Below are 18,458 nucleotides of genomic sequence, written 5' to 3' on the forward strand. Positions count from 1 at the left end.
GAAACGCTTCGCGAGACCACTTTAAAAGTCGGGTCTCGGCCCGACAGCCGAGTTTCTTTCTTTTGCTCGGCCAAAAGAAAGAAACCAAAGAAAAGGCCGCCCCGCATACCGCCTTAATCCTGCGCTTCTCGCCTTTGTCGAGGGTTTTTCGAAAGGGCATCCCAGCCCTTGCGAAAAACGCGCGGCATCCATGCCGCGCCCCTGCGGGCAATTTCTCGTCAAAGGCTGCGATGCTCGGGACGGTATGAGGGGATAAAAACCAGCCTTCGGCTTTTTTCGCTTCGCGGTTTTTTGATTTTTCACATCAATTTGAACCGCACCCATTGCATTCAGGCCGACCTACCTTGGGTACAGCAGCCTTGTTATGTTGGGCTTTTCATGCCAGCTGCATCCCAAAGCAGACCTATTCAGCATCCTCGATTTTGTCCATGAGCTCGATCAGCCGAGTCACGCCTTGCAACAAGATGCCGCCGACGCCCAAAGCAAACCAAACCCCGATCACAAAACCCCAATGAATCGGCGCGGCGAAGAATTCCTCTCTAAACCAGAAGGTGTGTCCCCATTCGTTGAAGCCAACGCTTACCAAGATCATGAAGGGGCCGAACACCGCCAAGGTCAAGGGCAAGGAAATGCCTTTGGCATACAAGGGCAAGCGGGTTCTGGCGTACAGCCAGGCGCAGCCACCCAGGATCACGTACAGCGGAAAGTTGAAGTAAAACTCGATGATATGGTTGGCGGTAAACGGCGTATCGCGAATCGCCACTTGATGCCAGGAGTTGTCCTGCTCGGCGAAATAACTGCCGGCCCAGTACACCGCAAAAGTGTAAATGCTGATCCACATCGTCAAGGTGAAATAGCGGCGTATCTCTTCCTTGGGTGCCAGTTGATCCAGATTCCGGTCGCGCGTGGTCCATAAGTAACCCCAAAAACCGCTGGCGACGGCGGCAATCACCGCCAGTTCGATATAAAACAGCCGCATCCAGTATTGTTCGAATGCCGGTTCCGAGGAATCCAACCCGTGTGCTATGGCAAAAGCGCCCTGATACAGGCGTAAACTGATGTACATAACGGTTAAAAAGCCAAAGCCTTTTAAATATTTGGGTAAGTCGGTCAAATACCAAGGCAATGATTTGGGTTTTTCGGTGCTTAAGCTCACGTGTTCTGTCGTGGTAGCCATGATGTGTGCTCCTGAATTAATTAAATTTGGGAATGACGGCGGCGGAAATGCTGGAGATATAGCGTTTTCCCATCACGTCGTCGTAAAGAAACAGCAAGCCACCCAGCCGGCTGTCCGCATCTTTGATCAGCCCATCCAGCTTTTCCGATTCCCAGGCCGCATCGCGCACTTCTACGGTGACGGTGCGTTGTTCGCCGGGGGCGATAGGGGTGTTGTCACTCAAGCTCAGACCGTTATTACTGACGTCATCCTTGCCGGGTTTGCTGTTGACGCTCGCTAAATCAGAGTTCATGAAATGCACATTGGAACTGGAAAATTGGCCGATCCTGACCGCGCCTTGGCTGCGATTGTCAATACTAAACTGCAACACCATGGCGCGTTGCGCCACGTTGTATTCCGCTTTTAGCGTGTCGACATTGACCATGCCGGCATTGACTTGAGCCGGTAAAGGCAAAATCCGATCCAAGCCCGCTTGTAATGGGATGGCGTCCGGGTACTGGTTGGCAGTGACGGCATTCAACGCCAATACCAATACCGGCACGCCGACTAACACCGCCTTGGCGATGGTTTTATCCTGATTGGTGATCAACTCATGTTCCAAACCGGCATCCAGCATGCGGTAGCGGCTGATGAACAAGGGACGGCGAACCCACCATAACAGCCAGGCAGCCGCCAACGCGCCCCAGAACAGATGCCAAAACACGCCATTGGCAAAGCCGAAGCTCTCCATGTCGATCATTTCACCATTAATGGTTTGAATGGTATTGCTAAAATCCGCGGGATCGCCGCCAATGTCCAGCCACACACCCGGCCCCATCACCTGACCGGCGTCTTTTAAATTAAAAAACGGATGGATGTGATAATGGCCCGGCAAACGGCCTTTCATGACCACCTTGAACTCGTAGTCGCCGCCCGGCTCCAGCGATACCGAGTTGGTCCAGGGTTTACCGTTCAGGTAGCGCTCGGTACGAATCAGCACCGGTCCCGGGGTGGAGATATTCAAGAAGCTGGCTTCCGGTTTGGGGACGCTGATGGGCCAGTCTTCGGCGACATGAAACTTGCCGCTGACGCTGACTTCATCGTTGACGTTGAATTTTTGCGTGGACCATTGCACGTCGTACCACTGGATGGTGCGCATCCTGATGAACGGCTCCAGGGCTTTTTCGCCATGGGCCTGCGCGGTGGGTACGGCAAATATCGACAATACGTTGATGCAAAGCACTGTCAACAGCCAAGGTTTAAAAAATGATTTCATGGCTGTTCTCCTTAGATTTTTTTCAGATAACGGGTATCAGCGAACAATTTGCCGATTTTCCACCAGAGCGGATACATCAGCGAGCACAACAACGCTGAGCAAAATGCCGACAATGGCGTCGCGTACTGACCATAGGTGCGTAAGGTGCCGCGTTCGATGATGCGCAGGTATTCCGGCATGCCGGTACGGATATATTGGAAACCGAACACATCGGCCACCGAAAGCTGGCTATTGTGGTAATCGACCGCTTGGTGGAACATGCCGAAGATCGGCCAGTTGGTGGGGTAAAACAACAAAGCGAACGCCGCGCCGCCAAAAATGGAGGTGATGGTCAAGCTGTTGGTGAGCATCAGCAGGGTATCCAATACCAAGGCACCCGGCACCATAGTCGCTGGCAGCACCATGTTGATCGGAAAGAAATTCCAGTAGTGATAGGCAAACACGCGGGTAACCCAGGTGCCCAGCAACAAGGCAGCGACACAGAGCGTAGCGCCCAAAGGTAGCCGGAACTTATCCCATAACACAGCTTGAACAGCCGCTGGAAAGGTGATGCCGATCAATGGCGTCACCAAAGGCCACCATTGCCGGTCTTTCCAATCGACCCAGAAGTCCCAGTCGCCGACGGTCAGGGCAAAATGCAGGTGAAACGAGCCGATGAATAAGAATAGGGCCAGCACCAGGATCAGGTAATCGTAAGCCCTGGCCAAGCGGGCTTTTTCGCCCCGATAAGGTTTGAAGGTTGAAATTGGAATTTGTGCAGACATGGTAAGAATCCCCCGTAATGCGTTTTAGTGAATGGCTGTTGCCATTGAGTATTTGGGCGCGCCGCCAACCGAAAAGCTACCCTTGGGGGGAGTTAAACCTTGTAGGCTTGGACGACGCGCTCGGGGTATAAGGTAGGGAGAAACGGCCTGGCTGTGAAATGGTGAAATTTCATCCGCTACCATCAAGACTGTTCATACCGGCCAGCAGCGATATTGTTTAGTATGCAGCCGAATTTTTTGAGGAACTCAGGATGGCTAACCTACGCACTTTCGACTTAAACCTATTGCTGGCTTTCGATGTTTTGATGCGGGAGCGCAATGTCACCCGCGCGGCGGAATGTATGTTCGTGACGCAGTCGGCGATGAGCCATACCTTGCATCGCTTGCGCCAGCAATTGAACGATCCGGTCTTGGTTAAATCGCCCACCGGCATGCAGCCGACCGCACTGGCGCTGGCCTTGGTGGAGCCGGTACGCAGCCTGTTACAGGAAATGGAACGCTTGCTCGAGGCTCCGCAAGCCTTCGATCCAGCATCTAGTCAGCGCCGCTTCACCATCGCCGCGACCGATTACATGGAGTTTTTGATCTTGCCCGAGTTGTCGCAGTTGATAGAGCAAACGGCGCCGGGCGTGGATATTCATGTCAAACGCACGGAATCTGCTTTTCCGTTGGCGCAGTTGGAAAACGGCAGTCTGGATGTGGTGTTGGGCTTTGCATCGGTACTGAATCCGCCCGCGCATTTGCACTGCGAACATTTATTCATGGATCGCATGGCTTGCGTAGTTAGGCAGGATCATCCCAGCATCCAAGCCGCGCCGTCGCTGGAGGACTATTTGGCGGGGACACACATGCTGATCTCCCGAACCGGCGATAAATTGGGGGTAATAGACGAGAAATTGACCGAGTTGGGCTTGGAGCGGCGTATCAATTTCATCGTGCCGCATTTTCTATCGGCACCCTTGATCGTGGCCCAAACCCACATGATTTTGTCTTTGCCTTATCGCTTGGCCATCGCTTTTCAGAAACTGGTGCCGCTGCAAGTATTACCCGTGCCGGTGAGTTTACCGGACTACGATTTGGCGATGATTTGGCATCCGCTATGGGAAAAAGACCCGGCCCACGGTTGGTTGCGCGAACAAATCAACGCCATAGGCCGGAAAATAAGCGCATCTCAAATCAATCTTTAACGTCCTGGCAGGCCCGCGGCCAAGGCTTTGACCTTCAACAGAAAGTAAGGCGGTTTGGATTGGTTGTCGCCGCCGTTCAGTGTGGCTGAGCGATGCAAGCGATTCACTACCGCATAGAGTTGGCCGTTAGCGTCAAAACTGAAGGAATCGACCCATGACAGCCTTGGACACTGCGCCAATTGCCGGTATTGTCGGTTAGGCGCGATCACGCCAATCGCATTATTCGCCAAGTCCCCCAGATAAATATTGTTGTTCTCGTCAATGCTGATGCCGTCCGAGATCGGTTTGTCGCTGTAGCGTTCAACCTGCTTCGCGAGTTCTTGAGGCGTTAATGACTCGTTGATCAAATCCGCCGCTTTAATCCGGTAAAGACTCAGGCCGTGCATTGGCCCGAAATAGACCCATTCGTTCGCCAAATCCTCGGTAATCGGATTGACGCCAATATGCGGCTTCACCAATTCGCCCGCCGGAGTCTTCACCAGAATCGGCACATTGTCGATAACCAAATCGACGTTTTCCGGCACCACACTTTTATGACCTTCCAGTACCCGCCGCGCGACGCCGGTGGACAAGTTGACCACGATCAAGCCGGCATTCGCACCGCCCGCCGGATCGCTGATGAAGGCATGATTGTGGTTGGCATCCAATGCAAAGTCGTTAACGAACGCATCTTTCGGTGCAATCGGGGCCGGCAGATAAATCAAACGCTGCAGCTTGTTGGTTTTGGTATTCCAGCCGACCAGCTTAGGCGTCACCCCGCTGCGCATGCCGTTGTCCAGCATCCAGACGATGCCGTTGGCGTCGGAGCGGATACCCAGCACCGAGTCGAGTTTGATCGGCGCAGTCGAATCGGCAGCAGACATTTCCTTATTCGGAAAAGGGACCAAGGTTTGATCCTTGTATTCCACCACCGTGTATTGCGGCTGATAAAACTGATGCTGGCTCATAATGATCCGGCCGCTGGCTGTGGCCGTAACATTGCCGGGGCCGGTATCGAGGTTGGCGAATACATCAAAATGAGAGTTGCCATCCGCCAAAGCCTCAAAGGCCGAAAACACCATGGCGGTGCAAAATAGGATTCCACGGTTCATTATCATCTCCAGTAAGTTGTTGGGTTAGGCAACACCATACTGGATCGTTAGACCCCTGTTAAATGACATCCATTCATCACGAACCATTCAGTACATTGATGATGATTGGCGTATTCAATTTTGGAAACGCCGCGATAGCGAAGTGAAGGTTTTTATACCCAGATAGCCGCAGCGCCAAGTTGCGGGAAAATCTAAGCTCAACCCCTGGTTAGAGCGGAAAAATGTGACACGGGTGCCGTTCGGGCTGAGCCCATCGAAGCCTAGGCTGGCGCCCCCTTCGATAGACTCAAGGCGAATGGTATTTAGGGGGCGAGTTAATAATAACTCCCAGAAAAACGCCGTATTTGAATTTATCCATTACATTTCAACATCCAATACATTCAAAACATCCGGCCTTTGTTGCACGAACACTTCTGGTCGCTGAAGTATTCGATGCCAATTGCGACGAGTCATTTGTTCAATCCAGTCCAACACATCATCAAACTCGTCATCGCTCCATGATTCGATAATCGCCAGGGTGACGGGAGGCGCATATAAAAATTCGAGCGCACTTTTCATATTTGCGTAACGTAAATTCATGGTATTTCTCCTATGGCTTTATGCTTGGCAGTGAATGACTGTAAGGATCTTTAATATGTCTAAGATTTGGGTTTGTTTATAAAAATACCCATAAGGTTCCGCCGTGATTAGCAATGCCGGCATTTAAGTCTGCGCCACAAGTTGCCGATAGCGGTCAGCCTACACTCTTAAACCCGCGCCGGTGTTGCTTGATTCAAGTTACTGGCCAATGATGCGGAACCAAATAAAAGTGTGGATAGGATAAATTGACCGGAGACGAAGCTGAGCACGCCGGTGACAAAAAACAAGCCAATCATCACGTCTCTATAAATGTTTTTTGAAATATTCATGGGGTCCACCTTGACTATGTTTAGTCGCTTTGTAAGTACGACTTCACTATATACCTGCCAAAAATATTTACAATCAGGCATTTAATTCATGATTTGTTTCCTTTATGGAAACAAATTGCCCGGAACTTTTGTAATCTGTAGCGCAAAATAGCTACCGTCATTCAAATTCGCAGAATTGTGTGAGCGGTAGGAAGGGTTAGCAACTTGTTTGACCTGGGATTTTTGACCTTAGCGTGGCAGGGTTTGCGTTCCCAATTTGCCCAAGCTCAAGAGTGTGAGCTGATTGGGTTATCGACGGAGAAGAATAATTTTTCTGTGCAACGGTTCCGCGGGCGGAATTTGAGATTTCGGGGATGATGCCAGGTGGTTGGTTTTATAGGTGTCGCTAGCGCGACGGCTGGTTTTAATGTCGGGTCTCGGCCCGACGGCCGAGATACTTTCTTTTGCTTGGCCAAAAGAAAGTATCCAAAGAAAAGGCCACCCGGACGCCGCTTAATCCCTGCGCTCCTCGCTTTTGCCGAGGGTCGGCAGAAGGGGCTTCCCAGCCCCTCCGCCGACGTGCGGCATCCTTGCCGCACCCCTTCGGGCAATTCTCGCCAAAAGCTCCGGTGCTCGGCGCGGCATACGGGAGAAAACCCGCCGCGGATTTGAAATTCAATCTGGTACGATCAACGCGAAAAGTTGCGCATCCATAGGTTGTGCCGAGCCAGCGGCGAGGCACAACGGTCACGATCGATGCGCCTCGTGCCTCGGCAGCATCCTATGGCCGTAAGAACCTAAGATCCTAATCCTAAAGGTTGAGATGACAAATAATTTTTTCAGAATAGAGAGTACTTAAGGCATGGATTTTACAAAACTCAATGAAACCGATGTACGCGAGGAAATTATTGCACCGTTGATTCGAGAATTGGGTTATCGATCAGCGTCGAAACACAATGTCTTACGAGAGCAGTCTCTTCGCTACCCGAGAATATATCTGGGCCGAAAGGATTCCAAAAAGGATCCGGTTTTGCGAGGGAAGGCTGATTACATTCTAGAAGCGGGTGGGGAGGTGCGTTGGGTGATCGAGGCTAAAGCGCCATCTTGTGCCATTGACGCTGATGAGATAGAACAAGCATGGACATATACTAATCACCCAGAAATACGAGCGGTTTATTTTTCGTTATGTAACGGCAAACACCTATTGATATATCAAACCAATCGTGGGGCTGAATCACCGCCTATTTTGTCAATTGACTACGAACAACTCAGTGATCAAATTACCATGGGTGTGCTGCAAAATTTGCTGTCTCCAGAGGCTGTACTCAGAGATCATCCAGCACAAGTTATTGATATAAATCCTGCCCTTGGCCCTGGCCTCCGATCAATCGCTCGGATAACTGGCGGACACATTCACTACGAAAAATGTAGTTTCCCTATGCCAGCCCTGGAGGCATTACAAATATCAATAACTTCTGGAGCGGTAGAGAGGGATTCAGAAAACAGAATGGTCGTTTTTTTAGAAACGCATGCTCCAACTCGTTCATTTCAAGAAGTCAATGAGCGTATGGGTCTAGCTACTGTTGAGCTGGTCTCGATCGACTCATATATTTCCACTGACCCAATAACGCCAACCCGTTTTACATCCTCAAAATCAGTCATATTCCCTGCTGGTGAAGAGTTACTTGATATGAATACCTGGAAAATAGTTAGGTTACCGAACAACATGTTTATCAGCTTGTCTGCCTCAGCGACTGGCGTACTCGAGGAAAACAAGTTCTATGGTACTGTCCTTAACAATATGGTGATTAATAATTCTTACCCAATTAGTCTGGAGGGTCAGTTTTGCTTATATGTCACATGATTAAGTTAGCGACGTAAGGTGTCAAAAGGCGTAGCTGCTATGCCTCGCATAATGCCTTTGATTATTCGGTGCCATACGCTATTGGCAATAAGCCCTACCAGGCTGGTGAAAAACCAGCTGATCTTTCCCCTTATCCACGGTTACTGTATTTTTTTGCGCTGAATATCCTTAATTCCTCCGAATACCCACCCTTCGCAGCTCGGATCTACTTCACTATATTTACATTCTTCAAATCTCGGGCGCGGTTTCTCCCGTGTGCCGCGCCGAGCACCGGAGCTTTTGGTGAGAATTGCCCGAAGGGGTGCGGCAGGGATGCCGCACGTCGGCGGAGGGGCTGGGAAGCCCCTTCTGCCGACCCTCGGCAAAAGCGAGGAGCGCAGGGATTAAGCGGCGTCCGGGTGGCCTTTTCTTTGGATACTTTCTTTTGGCCAAGCAAAAGAAAGTATCTCGGCTGTCGGGCCGAGACCCGACATTAAAAACCAGCCGTCGCGCTAGCGACACCTGATTGGAAAATCTCCCCTAGCCCCTCGGCAACCGTTCCGGACGTTGCCCTACCTCCTGAGTCCATGCAGTCGTCTTTTTCAAAGAGGGGAAATAAACAGAATTCACAGTTTTTGGCTAACGTTTGATCAAAAAGTAATTCGAAAAGCCTATTCCAAAACATCCACGGTTTTGCGCCCAACCCCAAAACTCTCCAACAACATCAACCCCACGCCAATACAAATCGCCGAATCCGCGATGTTGAACGCCGGCCAGTGCCAGTTTTGGTAATAAACATCCAGAAAATCGATGACATAGCCATATGCCACCCGGTCGATCAGATTGCCGATGGCGCCGCCCAAAACCAGAGACAAGGCCACGGCCATCAAAGTCTCGTGCTTTTGTAAACGATACAGCCAAACCGCAATGATGCCGCTCATCACTACCGCCAAGCCGGCAAACAGCCAGCGCTGCCAGCCGCCGGCCTGAGCCAGGAAGCTGAACGCCGCGCCGGTGTTATGCACGTAGGTCAGGTTGAAGTAGGGAATCAGCGGAATCGACTCGAACAACTGCATCGAGCCGTCTACCGCCAGTTTGCTGGCCTGATCCAGCACCAGCGTCACCGCAGAAATCCACAACCACTTAAGCATAACGACGGATCTCGCCATTGCCGGCGACGTTTTCCACGCAGCGTCCGCAGAGTTCCGGATGCTCCGGGTGCTCGCCGATGTCGTAGCGTTGGTGCCAGCAGCGCACGCATTTTGGATGCTCGGACACCGTCACTTTCAGTTTCACGCCTTCCAATTCGGTGGTTACCGCATCGTCCGGGCAGAATTGCATGTCGGCGACGCCGGCGTTGGAGGTGATAAACACAAAATGCAACTCGCTGGCCAGTTTGTTCAGCTCCGCGCCGTAAGCGTCATCACAATACAATTCCACTTCCGCATTTAGCGAAGCGCCAATCGCGCCCTTGCCGCGCAGTTGCTCCAACTCTTTGGACACCACGGTGCGTACCGCCATCACTTTGTCCCAGGTATCGCGGCTGATCGTCGCGTTGGCGTCTAGCGGGAACAACCCCTCGTACCAGGTTTCCAGAAACACTGATTCGCCGCGTTGACCGGGAATGAAATGCCATAATTCGTCAGCGGTGTAACTGGTGATAGGTGCCAGCCAGCGGGTCAGCGCCTCAATGACATGGTACATCGCAGTTTGCGCGGAGCGGCGAGCCAGACAATCTTCCTTGGCGGTGTATTGTCTGTCCTTGATTATGTCCAGGTAAAAACCGCCCAAGTCGATGCTGCAGAAGGTCAGCACTTTTTGGTAGATGCTTTGGAACTGATACGCGCTGTAAGCGGCTTTGATGTCTTCCTGCAACTGCCAGGCTTTATCGACGGCCCAGCGGTCCAAGGCCAGCAAATCGTCTTTAGCCACCAGATGTTGCGCGGGGTCGAAGCCGTCCAGGTTGGACAGCAGGAAGCGCGCGGTGTTGCGCAAGCGCCGGTAGCCGTCCGAGGTGCGTTTCAGAATCTCGTCGGACACCGACATTTCACCGCGATAATCGGTGCCGGCCACCCACAAGCGCAACACGTCAGCGCCCAGCGATTTCATCACGGTTTGCGGCAGCACCACATTGCCCTTGGATTTGGACATTTTCTTGCCCTCGGCATCGACAGTAAAGCCGTGGGTCAGGACTTGTTTGTAGGGGGCGACGTCGTTCATCGCCACCGATGCCAGCAGAGAGGACTGGAACCAGCCGCGATGTTGATCGGAACCTTCCAGATACAGGTCGGCCGGGAAGCGCAACTGCTCGCGGCGCTCCAAAACCGCCGCATGGGTCACGCCGGAATCGAACCAGACATCCAGGGTGTCGGTCATTTTTTGGTAATGCTCGGCATCGGCACCGATCAATTCCGCCGCGTCCAGTTCAAACCAGGCGTCTATGCCGTGTTGTTCGATACGTTTGGCTACTTGCTCAATCAATTCGCCGGTGCGCGGATGTAGCTCGCCTGATTCTTTATGCACGAAAAAGGCAATCGGCACGCCCCAGGTGCGTTGGCGAGAGATACACCAGTCCGGACGGTTATTCAGCATCGCTTCGATACGGGCTTGGCCCCAATCCGGTATCCACTCTACCCTTTTCACTTCGTTCAACGCGGTATCGCGCAGGCTGTTTTTCTCCATGGAGACGAACCATTGCGGGGTGGCGCGGAAGATGATCGGGGTTTTGTGGCGCCAGCAATGTGGGTAGCTATGCAGCAAGGCGTGGTGATGCAGCAGTTTGCCGCGTTCGCGCAACACTTCCAGCACTTTTTCGTTGGCGGTAAACACATGCAGGCCGGCGAACAATTCGGTACTGGGCAAAAATACGCCGTTGCTGCCGACCGGATTGTCCACGGGTAGGCCATATTTCATGCCGACCACATAGTCTTCCTGGCCGTGACCGGGGGCGGTATGCACCGCGCCGGTACCGGCATCGGTGGTGACGTGATCGCCCAAGATGACGGGCACTTGCCGGTCGTAGAACGGATGTTGCAACAATTGATGTTCCAGCGCCGCGCCTTTGCAGTAGCCGACGATGTGGTGTTCACCGATGCCGTAACGCAATACCGCGTCTTTGAGTAAGGCTTCGGCGATGACCAAGCGCTCGGTTTGGCCGTCGATTTCGCATTGCACGACCGCGTATTCCAGATCCGGATTCAAAGCCACGGCTTGGTTGGCCGGCAACGTCCACGGCGTGGTGGTCCAGATCACCACCGACAGCGGGCCTTTGCCTTCGCGGTCGCCGGCATGATGGCACTTGGCCATGAAAGCGTGTTCATCAACGACGGCGAAACGCACATCAATGGCCGGTGAGTGTTTGTCTTCATATTCCACTTCCGCCTCTGCCAGCGCCGAGCCGCAATCGGTACACCAATGTACCGGTTTGGCACCCTTGCTCAAGTGGCCGTTGGCGGCGATTTTGCCCAGCGCACGAACGATGTCGGCTTCGAAGGCAAAATCCATGGTCAAGTAAGGATTGTCCCAATCGCCCAACACACCCAGGCGGATGAATTCTTCTTTCTGGATGTTGACTTGCTTCTTGGCGTAGGCGCGGCATTCCTTACGAAACTCGGCCGGCGTGACTTTGACGCCGGCCTTACCGACCGATTTTTCCACCATCAATTCAATCGGCAAACCGTGGCAATCCCAGCCCGGCACGTAAGGCGCATCGAAACCGCTGAGGGTTTTGGATTTGACAATGATGTCCTTCAACACTTTGTTGACGGCGTGACCGATGTGAATCGCACCGTTGGCGTAGGGAGGGCCGTCGTGCAGCACAAATTTAGGCCGGCCGGCGCAAACCTCGCGAATTTTTTGATACAGCTGGTTTTCGTTCCATTTTTTCAGCATCTCCGGTTCGCGTTGCGCCAGATTGGCTTTCATCGCAAACTCGGTCTTGGGGAGGTTCAGGGTTTGTTTGTAATCCATGGTCATGATGTTGTCTGCGTTGCATTCCAGCGGCTGGGTGCGGACTTAGGCCGCTGAAAATAACGGTTGCGCCGATTAGCCGAATGAGTCTAAGGATGATAGTAAACGCGCGATTTTAGCACCAAGTGCCAAGCGGCATAAAGCCTACTCGGCGCTGGACCTTGAACCGTGCTAAAAATAGACGGGACGGCGTCGGCGAGTTACCATCGGCTAGCGTATCCGGTTTGCTGATTTAGGAAATTTACCGGCGGGTTTATGCGTGGCACAGGGTCGGCAAACTACTGGTCCGGCATGCACTGAAAATTACTTAAGCACACACAAGGGGCTCAACCATGCAACATAAACGCGCCACCACCCAGGTTCAGATTCACGACTTGATCGCCAGCCGTTGGAGCCCGCGGGCTTTTGCCGTGGATAAAATGGTCAGCCACCCGGATTTAACCGCGTGTCTGGAAGCAGCGCGCTGGGCGCCGTCTTGTTTTAACGACCAGCCTTGGCGCTTTGTGGTTTGCGACAAATCCAGCAATCTCGCAGCCTGGGAAACCGCGCTATCGGTGATTGTCGAAAAAAACCAACTGTGGGCCAAAAACGCCCCGGTATTTATCTTGACGGTGGCGATGCAGAATTTTAATCACAACGGCAAAACCAACCGCTTTGCCGCTTACGACACCGGCGCCGCCACGCTGAGCTTATGCTTGCAAGCCAACGCTTTAGGCTTGATTACCCATCAAATGGGCGGGTTCGATGCCGATAAAGCCCGGCAAGTGCTGAATTTACCGGACGACTGCACGCCGATGGCGATGTTGGCATTAGGCTATCAAGCCGAGGCGGATAACTTAGCCGAAGAGTTTCAAGCCGGCGAGCAGGCGGAACGCAGCCGTGCGGCCCTGGAGCAACGGTTTTATCTCGGACAATGGGGCGAGGCATTTAAATAAGCGTCGCCGATATTCATGAACTGCGATTGCCTTGAGTCGCGCCGATGAAAAATCTTAAAACCTCCTATGCGCGCAGCCTGATCGAGGCCAGTCTCGATCCGCTGGTGACTATCAGCGCGGAAGGTAAGATCATGGACGTGAACAGCGCTACCGAAAAAGTCACCGGCGTACCGCGCCAACAATTGATCGGCAGCGATTTTTCCACTTACTTTACCGATCCGCAAAAAGCCCGCGACGGTTATCGCCTGGCGTTTTCGCAAGGCAAAGTCACGGATTATCCGCTGGCTATCTGCCATACCTCCGGCCAGATCACCGAGGTGATGTACAACGCCTCGGTTTATCGGGATGACAAAGGTGACGTCGCCGGAATTTTTGCTGCGGCGCGGGACGTTACCGCCTTAAAAAAAGCCCAAACCGAATTGGAAGCGGCGATATTGCATATGCAATTAATCCGCGAGATGACTGATCTTTTACAGAGCTGCCAAAAAATGGACGAAGCTTATCCGATTATCAAAGCGGCATTGGTACGTTTGTTTGCCGATTCCGTCGGCGGTCTGTATATGCTAGACGCCGCCGGTAATTCGCTGGTACTGGCCGATGCTTGGGGCTGTGGCGAAAGCGAACTGGAAGCCGTGTTTACTCCCGACGAATGCTGGGGCATGCGGCGCGGCTGCATTCATATGGCGCGCGTCGGCCAGAGTATCAATCCGGTTTGCAGCCACGTAAAACCGGGAACCAGCCCTTATCTGTGCATTCCGTTGCTAGCGCATTCGCGCGCTTTGGGTTTGATTTACATCGAACACCGGTTTACCAGTGGCCACCCGGAAGATATTCAGCGCGAGCTGTCGATAGCCGAAGCCGCCGCCGATAGCGCCCGGCTGGCCTTGGCGAATTTGAGCTTGCGCGAGGAATTGCACGAGTTATCCATACGCGATCCGCTCACCGGATTGTTCAATCGGCGTTTTCTGGAAGAAGTGTTGGACCGGGAATTATTGCGGATGAGCCGCTGTGGCAAAATGCTGGCCGTGGCGATGGTAGACATCGATCATTTTAAAATTTTTAACGATAACTACGGCCATGACGCCGGTGACGAAGTTTTGAAAAAAACCGCGCAATTGATGAACGGTTTTCGGGAAGGCAGCGATATGGTTTGCCGTTTCGGCGGCGAAGAATTCGTAGTGGTCACCACGGAAATCCAGCCAGACAAAATCCTGCAACGCCTGGACGCTTTGCGCGTGGCTATCGAAAGCCTATCGCTGAAGTTTGGTAATCATCAGTTGCCGCAGGTGACGGTATCGATAGGTGTGGCGATTTATCCGGTCCATGGCGGCAATCGGCTCGATCTGTTAACTCGTGCCGACCAAGCGCTTTACGTCGCCAAGGAAGCCGGCCGCAATCGGCTTGTCGTCGCGGACGAAGAAGCGGACCTGGGTGACGTCTAAAATCCCATCTTCTTGGGTGAGCAGGGATTTTATGGATGCCTACTAAGGAGCCGGCGCTTGGTGTGGTTGATAAGCAAACGGTTTAGCCAGCGGTTCGCCGACAAAAATCCCCTGGCCGGGTTGGGCGACGCTTTTCCAGTAAGCTTCAATCACACTGCTGCCGCGCAGGTAGAAATACATCAATACGCCCGGATTGGGAAACTTGGCCGGAAAATTACACGGTTCCACCACCGCGCCATAACTGGCGGTAGCGCCGGCACGCAGCCATTCGATGATATTCATCTGGTCGCTGCCCGACATCACGCCGCCCGAGGAGGTGAGATGGTCGGCAACAGCGCCCGGTAAATAGCGGTTATCCGCCAGATGCGGCACTTTGATCAGTCCGGTGAAATAAAACATCACGTCCTGGCGACCCTCAATATACTCTTGCTCCAGATAATGCACAGGCCAAAAACTGGCCAGCGATTCGGCCACTTTCGGAAACAGCGCGGCTCGGGAGCTGCGGGCCTTGTCCGAAGTTTTCAACAAATATGCCGAGCCTTGCGGATGCGAATAATCCGAGGCGACACCGGTATCGATCAGTTTTTTCGCTTCCGCGAAGGTCTTGCCGGCCACGGCCATGGTGGGCCGCCAGCCGTGGGTTTTAAACGGTTTATCGGTTTCGGAGGTGAAATAAGGGCTGTTATGGGTTTGTACGCAGCCTTTGGCACAAAAGGATTCACTAAAGCCGGCCGCGAAGGCCGTGGTGATGGACATGCAATCGACGCGAAACGGTTGCAGCCAGGTCAGCGCGTAGGCCTGCACATGCGCTGGCGTTTTTTGATCGACTTCCTGTTTCACTTGCTCAAATTGTTGTTTGGGCAACACGGCCTGATTCGGTGCAAAACGCACATGTATCATCCGTTCCGCCGGAATTTGCCGCTGCTTTTGGTAATAAGCGGCGATTTGTACGCTCAAGGGATCGGCGTCGTTGACGATGACGGCCAGATCTTGGCCGGTCAGCGCCGAGGAAGGCCGGTACATCGGCGAGACCGGGGCGGCCAATGTGGGCGAGCAAAGCAGCTGGCTGAGGATAAGCCCGAGCAGGGCAAATTTGCATGACTTAACGGGAAACACACGTTACTCCGTGAGGTTGGCGGTCGAATTTATCGGATCGGTCACTTTAACCGGACACGCATTAAATGCAACACTCATTGTAAAATTTTTCGACAGTGGGCAAGGTGCGCGTTTACCTTGTCCGATTAAACCCGGCCTTTGAATGTCGCGGGAATCAGGAATCCGGGGCATTTAAAGCTTGGGTGGATAAATGCGTTATTTTTAATTTTGCGGATAGTCATTATGGATGCCATAGCCAACATACCGACAGTTGCTCATGTGATTCAACAAGCGGTCGCTCCGGTTTTTCTGCTGTCCGGCGTTGCCGGTATTTTGGCGGTATTGACCAACCGCCTGGGACGCACCGTGGACCGGTTTCGTTTGCTCAGTGAGCTTGATGGCGCGCAAGCCGAGCAACATCATCCGGAATTGCAAATCTTGACGCGGCGGGCACGTTGGAACCAATGGTCCATCATCCTGTGCACCAGCTGCGCCTTGCTGGTTTGCCTGTCCATCGTCGTCATGTTTGTTGGCGTGGAATTGGCCATCGATCTCTCGGATGCGGTCTCTCTTTTGTTTGTGGCATCAATGCTGGCGCTGATAGCCGGTCTTTTGTGTTTTCTTAGAGAAATCATCTTGGCAACGGGCATTTTAGCCCTGCTCAAACGGCCTTAAGCTATCCAGCCATTCCGCAGATTATTGCCCAAGCATCAGCTAACCGAATGCGGCATAAACGGCGTAGCCCAGATTGGCGACGGCCAGGCCTATCAGGGTAAAAATAGTGATTTGCATGCCAAGCACTCGTTGATCCAGGTTCGCACGCAACAAGCCCCGGGCGTGGACTATTCGACCCAGGATGATCGCAAAACCGCCGATATGCAGCAGCGCGGCATGTCCGCCGCTTAATTCCAGCAGCGCCAATAAAATCAACAATATCGGTATGTATTCCGTAGCGTTGCCTTGGGCGCGGATGGCGATTTGCAAATCGGTTTCGCCGCCATCGCCGAAAATCACTTTTTTTGCCCGGCGCAATTTGATAACTCTCTGTGACAACCCGGCTATTAGCAAGGCCGCCAAAGCGGCATATACGGCACTGATCACATTATTCTCCCGCGGTTTTGCTGTTGAAATTTCGGTGATTGAAATCCTGGAAAGTTCCTGCCATCAAGCAGACCCTTAAATTTCATACTCCACTGCACTCCACACTTGCCTGTGCCGAAGTGTCGTTACAAGGGCCGGGCAATATAACTAAAGTTTTTAGCAACAGCGCTATTCATCCGTCGCTACGGGAGTGCGCCGTAAACGCAACGCCAACACCAATGTCCAGATGGAAAGCACGCCGGTTGCCCAGTGTTCGAACAGGCCGGGGGTTTGGATAGGATTGGCCTCCCAAGTCATCAGCAGCAGCAAAGTCGTCGCCAGCAAGCCGCTACCAATCGAGTAAGCGCTAAGTATGCCCAGCCACGCATGGCGTCGGAATACCACACCGCAAACAAGCGTTGCCAGAATAGCCGCGGAAAACCCGGTCATCGCAAACAGCCGATGTAATTCCTGGCTGGACGACAAGCCATCGCAGCCGGGGTCGCAGGCGAATACACCGGCCCCAATCCGCCCAATTCCGTCCAGACCAATCAGCATGGCGAGCAGCACCGAACGCCAACCTTCGCGCAACGCTGCCGGGACGGCTAATGCAAAGCACACATACAATAATCCGGCAAACCCGAAGCCGATATAGCGCATCGGTATTTCCGTACTACTGCCGCGTTCGCCCAACTCGCTGATGTACTGATAGCTGTGGCTGAACTCCGAACGCATAGCGCCGGCCAGGCCAATCAGCGACAACCATATGACTGGGGCCGCGATACCGCTGAAGATGCCAAATCGGCCTGGATTCATCCGCAAATCTCGTCACGTAAAAACACTAGTTTATCCCGTCCAGCTTAGCCGTGCGCAGCGCATTGACTAACTGCATCTCTAAGGTAGCCTTCAGATCACGGGGGGCTAGTGGTGCAAAACTCAGTCTGTTACGGCGCATACAAGAAGAAATCATTAGCACCCCCACCGCAAACGACAGATTTTGTTTGGATTGATCGGCTGACAGAGGACAACATGGGTAATGTTTTGATTGTAGGAGCCAGTAGCGGGATTGGGGCGGCACTTGCCGGTTTGGCTCAGCCGCACTGCAAAGTCTACTCCTTAAGCCGTTCTGCTGCGGTGCCGAACGTGTTCAAACATTTTAGTTGCGATGTAGCAAGCGACGCATTGCCGCCCATTGATGAACCCTTGCAAGGCTTGGTGTATTGCCCCGGCACTATCAATTTAAAGCCTTTCGTCAGGATCAAGCCCGAGGAATTTATCGCGGATTTTCAACTTAATTTGATCGGTGCCGTGCGCTGCCTGCAGCACTATCATCGCAATCTACAAGCGGCAGAGGGTGCTTCGGTGGTGCTGTTCAGCACTGTGGCCGTGCAAACCGGGTTTCCTTTCCATGCCACGGTCTCGGCATCCAAGGGCGCGATAGAGGGTTTGACCCGTGCCTTGGCGGCGGAATGGGCTCCAAAAATCCGAGTAAACGCAATTGCGCCGTCATTGACCGACACGCCGTTAGCGGAAAGTCTCTTGCGCGAAGACAGCAAAAAGCAGGCTGCTGCGGCGCGACACCCGCTGAAACGTCTGGGTGCAGCGGAGGATATTGCCCAGATGGCCTGGTTTTTACTGTCCGAAAATGCCGCCTGGATTACCGGGCAAGTCATGCATGTCGATGGGGGAATGTCTGCTATCAAGACTTGATAGCCGCTGAAAATTGCTTTGCA

At 53.0% G+C, this 18,458-nt stretch carries 17 protein-coding genes; 6 read left to right on the forward strand and 11 right to left on the reverse strand.

Features of this window, described 5'->3' with window-relative positions:
• Positions 1 to 403: 403 nt before the first annotated feature.
• Genes amoC through amoA form a run of 3 tightly spaced genes read right to left on the reverse strand, consistent with a single transcriptional unit; the run spans position 404 to position 3,196 of the window.
• Positions 404 to 1,177 (reverse strand): bacterial ammonia monooxygenase, subunit AmoC, encoded by a 774-nt coding sequence (gene amoC / locus JWZ98_RS21790; protein ID WP_205451956.1) that lies wholly within the window; start codon positions 1,175 to 1,177, stop codon positions 404 to 406.
• A 16-nt stretch (positions 1,178 to 1,193) separates the two neighbouring features.
• The gene (gene amoB, locus JWZ98_RS21795; protein WP_205451967.1) at positions 1,194 to 2,432 is read right to left on the reverse strand and encodes a bacterial ammonia monooxygenase, subunit AmoB; all 1,239 of its coding nucleotides are present in this window, start codon (positions 2,430 to 2,432) and stop codon (positions 1,194 to 1,196) included.
• An 11-nt stretch (positions 2,433 to 2,443) separates the two neighbouring features.
• Positions 2,444 to 3,196, reverse strand: a complete 753-nt coding sequence (gene amoA, locus JWZ98_RS21800) for a bacterial ammonia monooxygenase, subunit AmoA (protein WP_205451970.1) — start codon at positions 3,194 to 3,196, stop codon at positions 2,444 to 2,446.
• A gap of 251 nt (positions 3,197 to 3,447) precedes the next feature.
• Here amoA and JWZ98_RS21805 point away from each other — a divergent pair, with 251 nt between their 5' ends.
• Complete coding sequence (locus JWZ98_RS21805) at positions 3,448 to 4,383, forward strand: LysR family transcriptional regulator (RefSeq protein ID WP_205451975.1); 936 nt, start codon at positions 3,448 to 3,450, stop codon at positions 4,381 to 4,383.
• On the opposite strand, the gene JWZ98_RS21810 is transcribed toward JWZ98_RS21805, so the two are convergent.
• The 3 genes from JWZ98_RS21810 to JWZ98_RS21820 form a co-directional block, all read right to left on the reverse strand.
• Positions 4,380 to 5,474, reverse strand: a complete 1,095-nt coding sequence (locus JWZ98_RS21810) for an L-dopachrome tautomerase-related protein (RefSeq protein WP_205451978.1) — start codon at positions 5,472 to 5,474, stop codon at positions 4,380 to 4,382. The two genes, JWZ98_RS21805 and JWZ98_RS21810, sit on opposite strands and share 4 nt — an antisense overlap.
• A 357-nt stretch (positions 5,475 to 5,831) precedes the next feature.
• Positions 5,832 to 6,053: a hypothetical protein gene (locus tag JWZ98_RS21815; protein WP_033157545.1), complete on the reverse strand. Its 222-nt coding sequence runs from the start codon at positions 6,051 to 6,053 to the stop codon at positions 5,832 to 5,834.
• Between the two features lie 167 nt (positions 6,054 to 6,220).
• Complete coding sequence (locus tag JWZ98_RS21820; RefSeq protein ID WP_165385901.1) at positions 6,221 to 6,382, reverse strand: hypothetical protein; 162 nt, start codon at positions 6,380 to 6,382, stop codon at positions 6,221 to 6,223.
• 841 nt (positions 6,383 to 7,223) lie between these two features.
• Between JWZ98_RS21820 and JWZ98_RS21825 the strand changes: the two genes are divergently transcribed.
• Complete coding sequence (locus tag JWZ98_RS21825) at positions 7,224 to 8,225, forward strand: type I restriction enzyme HsdR N-terminal domain-containing protein (RefSeq protein ID WP_205451992.1); 1,002 nt, start codon at positions 7,224 to 7,226, stop codon at positions 8,223 to 8,225.
• Positions 8,226 to 8,875: 650 nt separating this feature from the next.
• On the opposite strand, the gene lspA is transcribed toward JWZ98_RS21825, so the two are convergent.
• The gene (gene lspA, locus JWZ98_RS21830; protein ID WP_205451994.1) at positions 8,876 to 9,355 is read right to left on the reverse strand and encodes a signal peptidase II; all 480 of its coding nucleotides are present in this window, start codon (positions 9,353 to 9,355) and stop codon (positions 8,876 to 8,878) included.
• The gene (ileS, locus tag JWZ98_RS21835) at positions 9,348 to 12,179 is read right to left on the reverse strand and encodes an isoleucine--tRNA ligase (RefSeq protein WP_205452009.1); all 2,832 of its coding nucleotides are present in this window, start codon (positions 12,177 to 12,179) and stop codon (positions 9,348 to 9,350) included. Before ileS ends, lspA begins: the two co-directional genes overlap by 8 nt.
• Before the next feature lie 326 nt (positions 12,180 to 12,505).
• Here ileS and JWZ98_RS21840 point away from each other — a divergent pair, with 326 nt between their 5' ends.
• Entirely contained in the window at positions 12,506 to 13,108 is a 603-nt protein-coding gene (locus JWZ98_RS21840) for a nitroreductase family protein (RefSeq protein WP_033157550.1), read from the forward strand.
• 44 nt (positions 13,109 to 13,152) lie between these two features.
• A complete protein-coding gene (locus JWZ98_RS21845; RefSeq protein ID WP_205452030.1) occupies positions 13,153 to 14,550 on the forward strand; it encodes a diguanylate cyclase in 1,398 nt (465 codons plus the stop codon).
• 42 nt (positions 14,551 to 14,592) lie between these two features.
• Here JWZ98_RS21845 and JWZ98_RS21850 read toward each other — a convergent pair whose 3' ends face one another.
• A complete protein-coding gene (locus JWZ98_RS21850; RefSeq protein WP_205452032.1) occupies positions 14,593 to 15,666 on the reverse strand; it encodes a TIGR03790 family protein in 1,074 nt (357 codons plus the stop codon).
• A 222-nt stretch (positions 15,667 to 15,888) separates the two neighbouring features.
• On the opposite strand from JWZ98_RS21850, the gene JWZ98_RS21855 reads away from it, so the two are divergent.
• On the forward strand, positions 15,889 to 16,320 hold the full coding sequence (locus JWZ98_RS21855; protein WP_205452035.1) for a DUF2721 domain-containing protein: 432 nt from the start codon (positions 15,889 to 15,891) through the stop codon (positions 16,318 to 16,320).
• Positions 16,321 to 16,359: 39 nt separating this feature from the next.
• Here the strand turns inward: JWZ98_RS21855 and JWZ98_RS21860 are convergent, their stop codons facing one another.
• Positions 16,360 to 16,746, reverse strand: coding sequence for an MAPEG family protein (locus JWZ98_RS21860; protein WP_205452037.1), 387 nt, complete (start codon positions 16,744 to 16,746; stop codon positions 16,360 to 16,362).
• Between the two features lie 168 nt (positions 16,747 to 16,914).
• Positions 16,915 to 17,541, reverse strand: a complete 627-nt coding sequence (locus JWZ98_RS21865) for a DUF998 domain-containing protein (protein ID WP_205452039.1) — start codon at positions 17,539 to 17,541, stop codon at positions 16,915 to 16,917.
• A 213-nt stretch (positions 17,542 to 17,754) separates the two neighbouring features.
• Between JWZ98_RS21865 and JWZ98_RS21870 the strand changes: the two genes are divergently transcribed.
• Positions 17,755 to 18,435 (forward strand): SDR family oxidoreductase, encoded by a 681-nt coding sequence (locus JWZ98_RS21870; protein ID WP_205452041.1) that lies wholly within the window; start codon positions 17,755 to 17,757, stop codon positions 18,433 to 18,435.
• The last annotated feature ends 23 nt before the right edge of the window (positions 18,436 to 18,458 follow it).

The sequence above is a fragment of the Methylomonas sp. EFPC1 genome, assembly GCF_016925515.1.
Lineage (GTDB): Bacteria > Pseudomonadota > Gammaproteobacteria > Methylococcales > Methylomonadaceae > Methylomonas > Methylomonas defluvii.

Excerpts from the sequence above, each read along its gene's own strand:
- JWZ98_RS21840 (WP_033157550.1), top strand. The coding sequence starts at position 12,506 with ATGCAACATAAACGCGCCACCACCCAGGTTCAGATTCACGACTTGATC.
- JWZ98_RS21815 (WP_033157545.1), bottom strand. The coding sequence starts at position 6,053 with ATGAATTTACGTTACGCAAATATGAAAAGTGCGCTCGAATTTTTATAT.
- JWZ98_RS21820 (WP_165385901.1), bottom strand. The coding sequence starts at position 6,382 with ATGAATATTTCAAAAAACATTTATAGAGACGTGATGATTGGCTTGTTT.
- amoA (WP_205451970.1), bottom strand. The coding sequence starts at position 3,196 with ATGTCTGCACAAATTCCAATTTCAACCTTCAAACCTTATCGGGGCGAA.
- JWZ98_RS21855 (WP_205452035.1), top strand. The coding sequence starts at position 15,889 with ATGGATGCCATAGCCAACATACCGACAGTTGCTCATGTGATTCAACAA.
- JWZ98_RS21845 (WP_205452030.1), top strand. The coding sequence starts at position 13,153 with ATGAAAAATCTTAAAACCTCCTATGCGCGCAGCCTGATCGAGGCCAGT.
- ileS (WP_205452009.1), bottom strand. The coding sequence starts at position 12,179 with ATGACCATGGATTACAAACAAACCCTGAACCTCCCCAAGACCGAGTTT.
- JWZ98_RS21805 (WP_205451975.1), top strand. The coding sequence starts at position 3,448 with ATGGCTAACCTACGCACTTTCGACTTAAACCTATTGCTGGCTTTCGAT.
- JWZ98_RS21825 (WP_205451992.1), top strand. The coding sequence starts at position 7,224 with ATGGATTTTACAAAACTCAATGAAACCGATGTACGCGAGGAAATTATT.
- JWZ98_RS21870 (WP_205452041.1), top strand. The coding sequence starts at position 17,755 with ATGGGTAATGTTTTGATTGTAGGAGCCAGTAGCGGGATTGGGGCGGCA.
- amoB (WP_205451967.1), bottom strand. The coding sequence starts at position 2,432 with ATGAAATCATTTTTTAAACCTTGGCTGTTGACAGTGCTTTGCATCAAC.
- amoC (WP_205451956.1), bottom strand. The coding sequence starts at position 1,177 with ATGGCTACCACGACAGAACACGTGAGCTTAAGCACCGAAAAACCCAAA.
- lspA (WP_205451994.1), bottom strand. The coding sequence starts at position 9,355 with ATGCTTAAGTGGTTGTGGATTTCTGCGGTGACGCTGGTGCTGGATCAG.
- JWZ98_RS21810 (WP_205451978.1), bottom strand. The coding sequence starts at position 5,474 with ATGAACCGTGGAATCCTATTTTGCACCGCCATGGTGTTTTCGGCCTTT.
- JWZ98_RS21865 (WP_205452039.1), bottom strand. The coding sequence starts at position 17,541 with ATGAATCCAGGCCGATTTGGCATCTTCAGCGGTATCGCGGCCCCAGTC.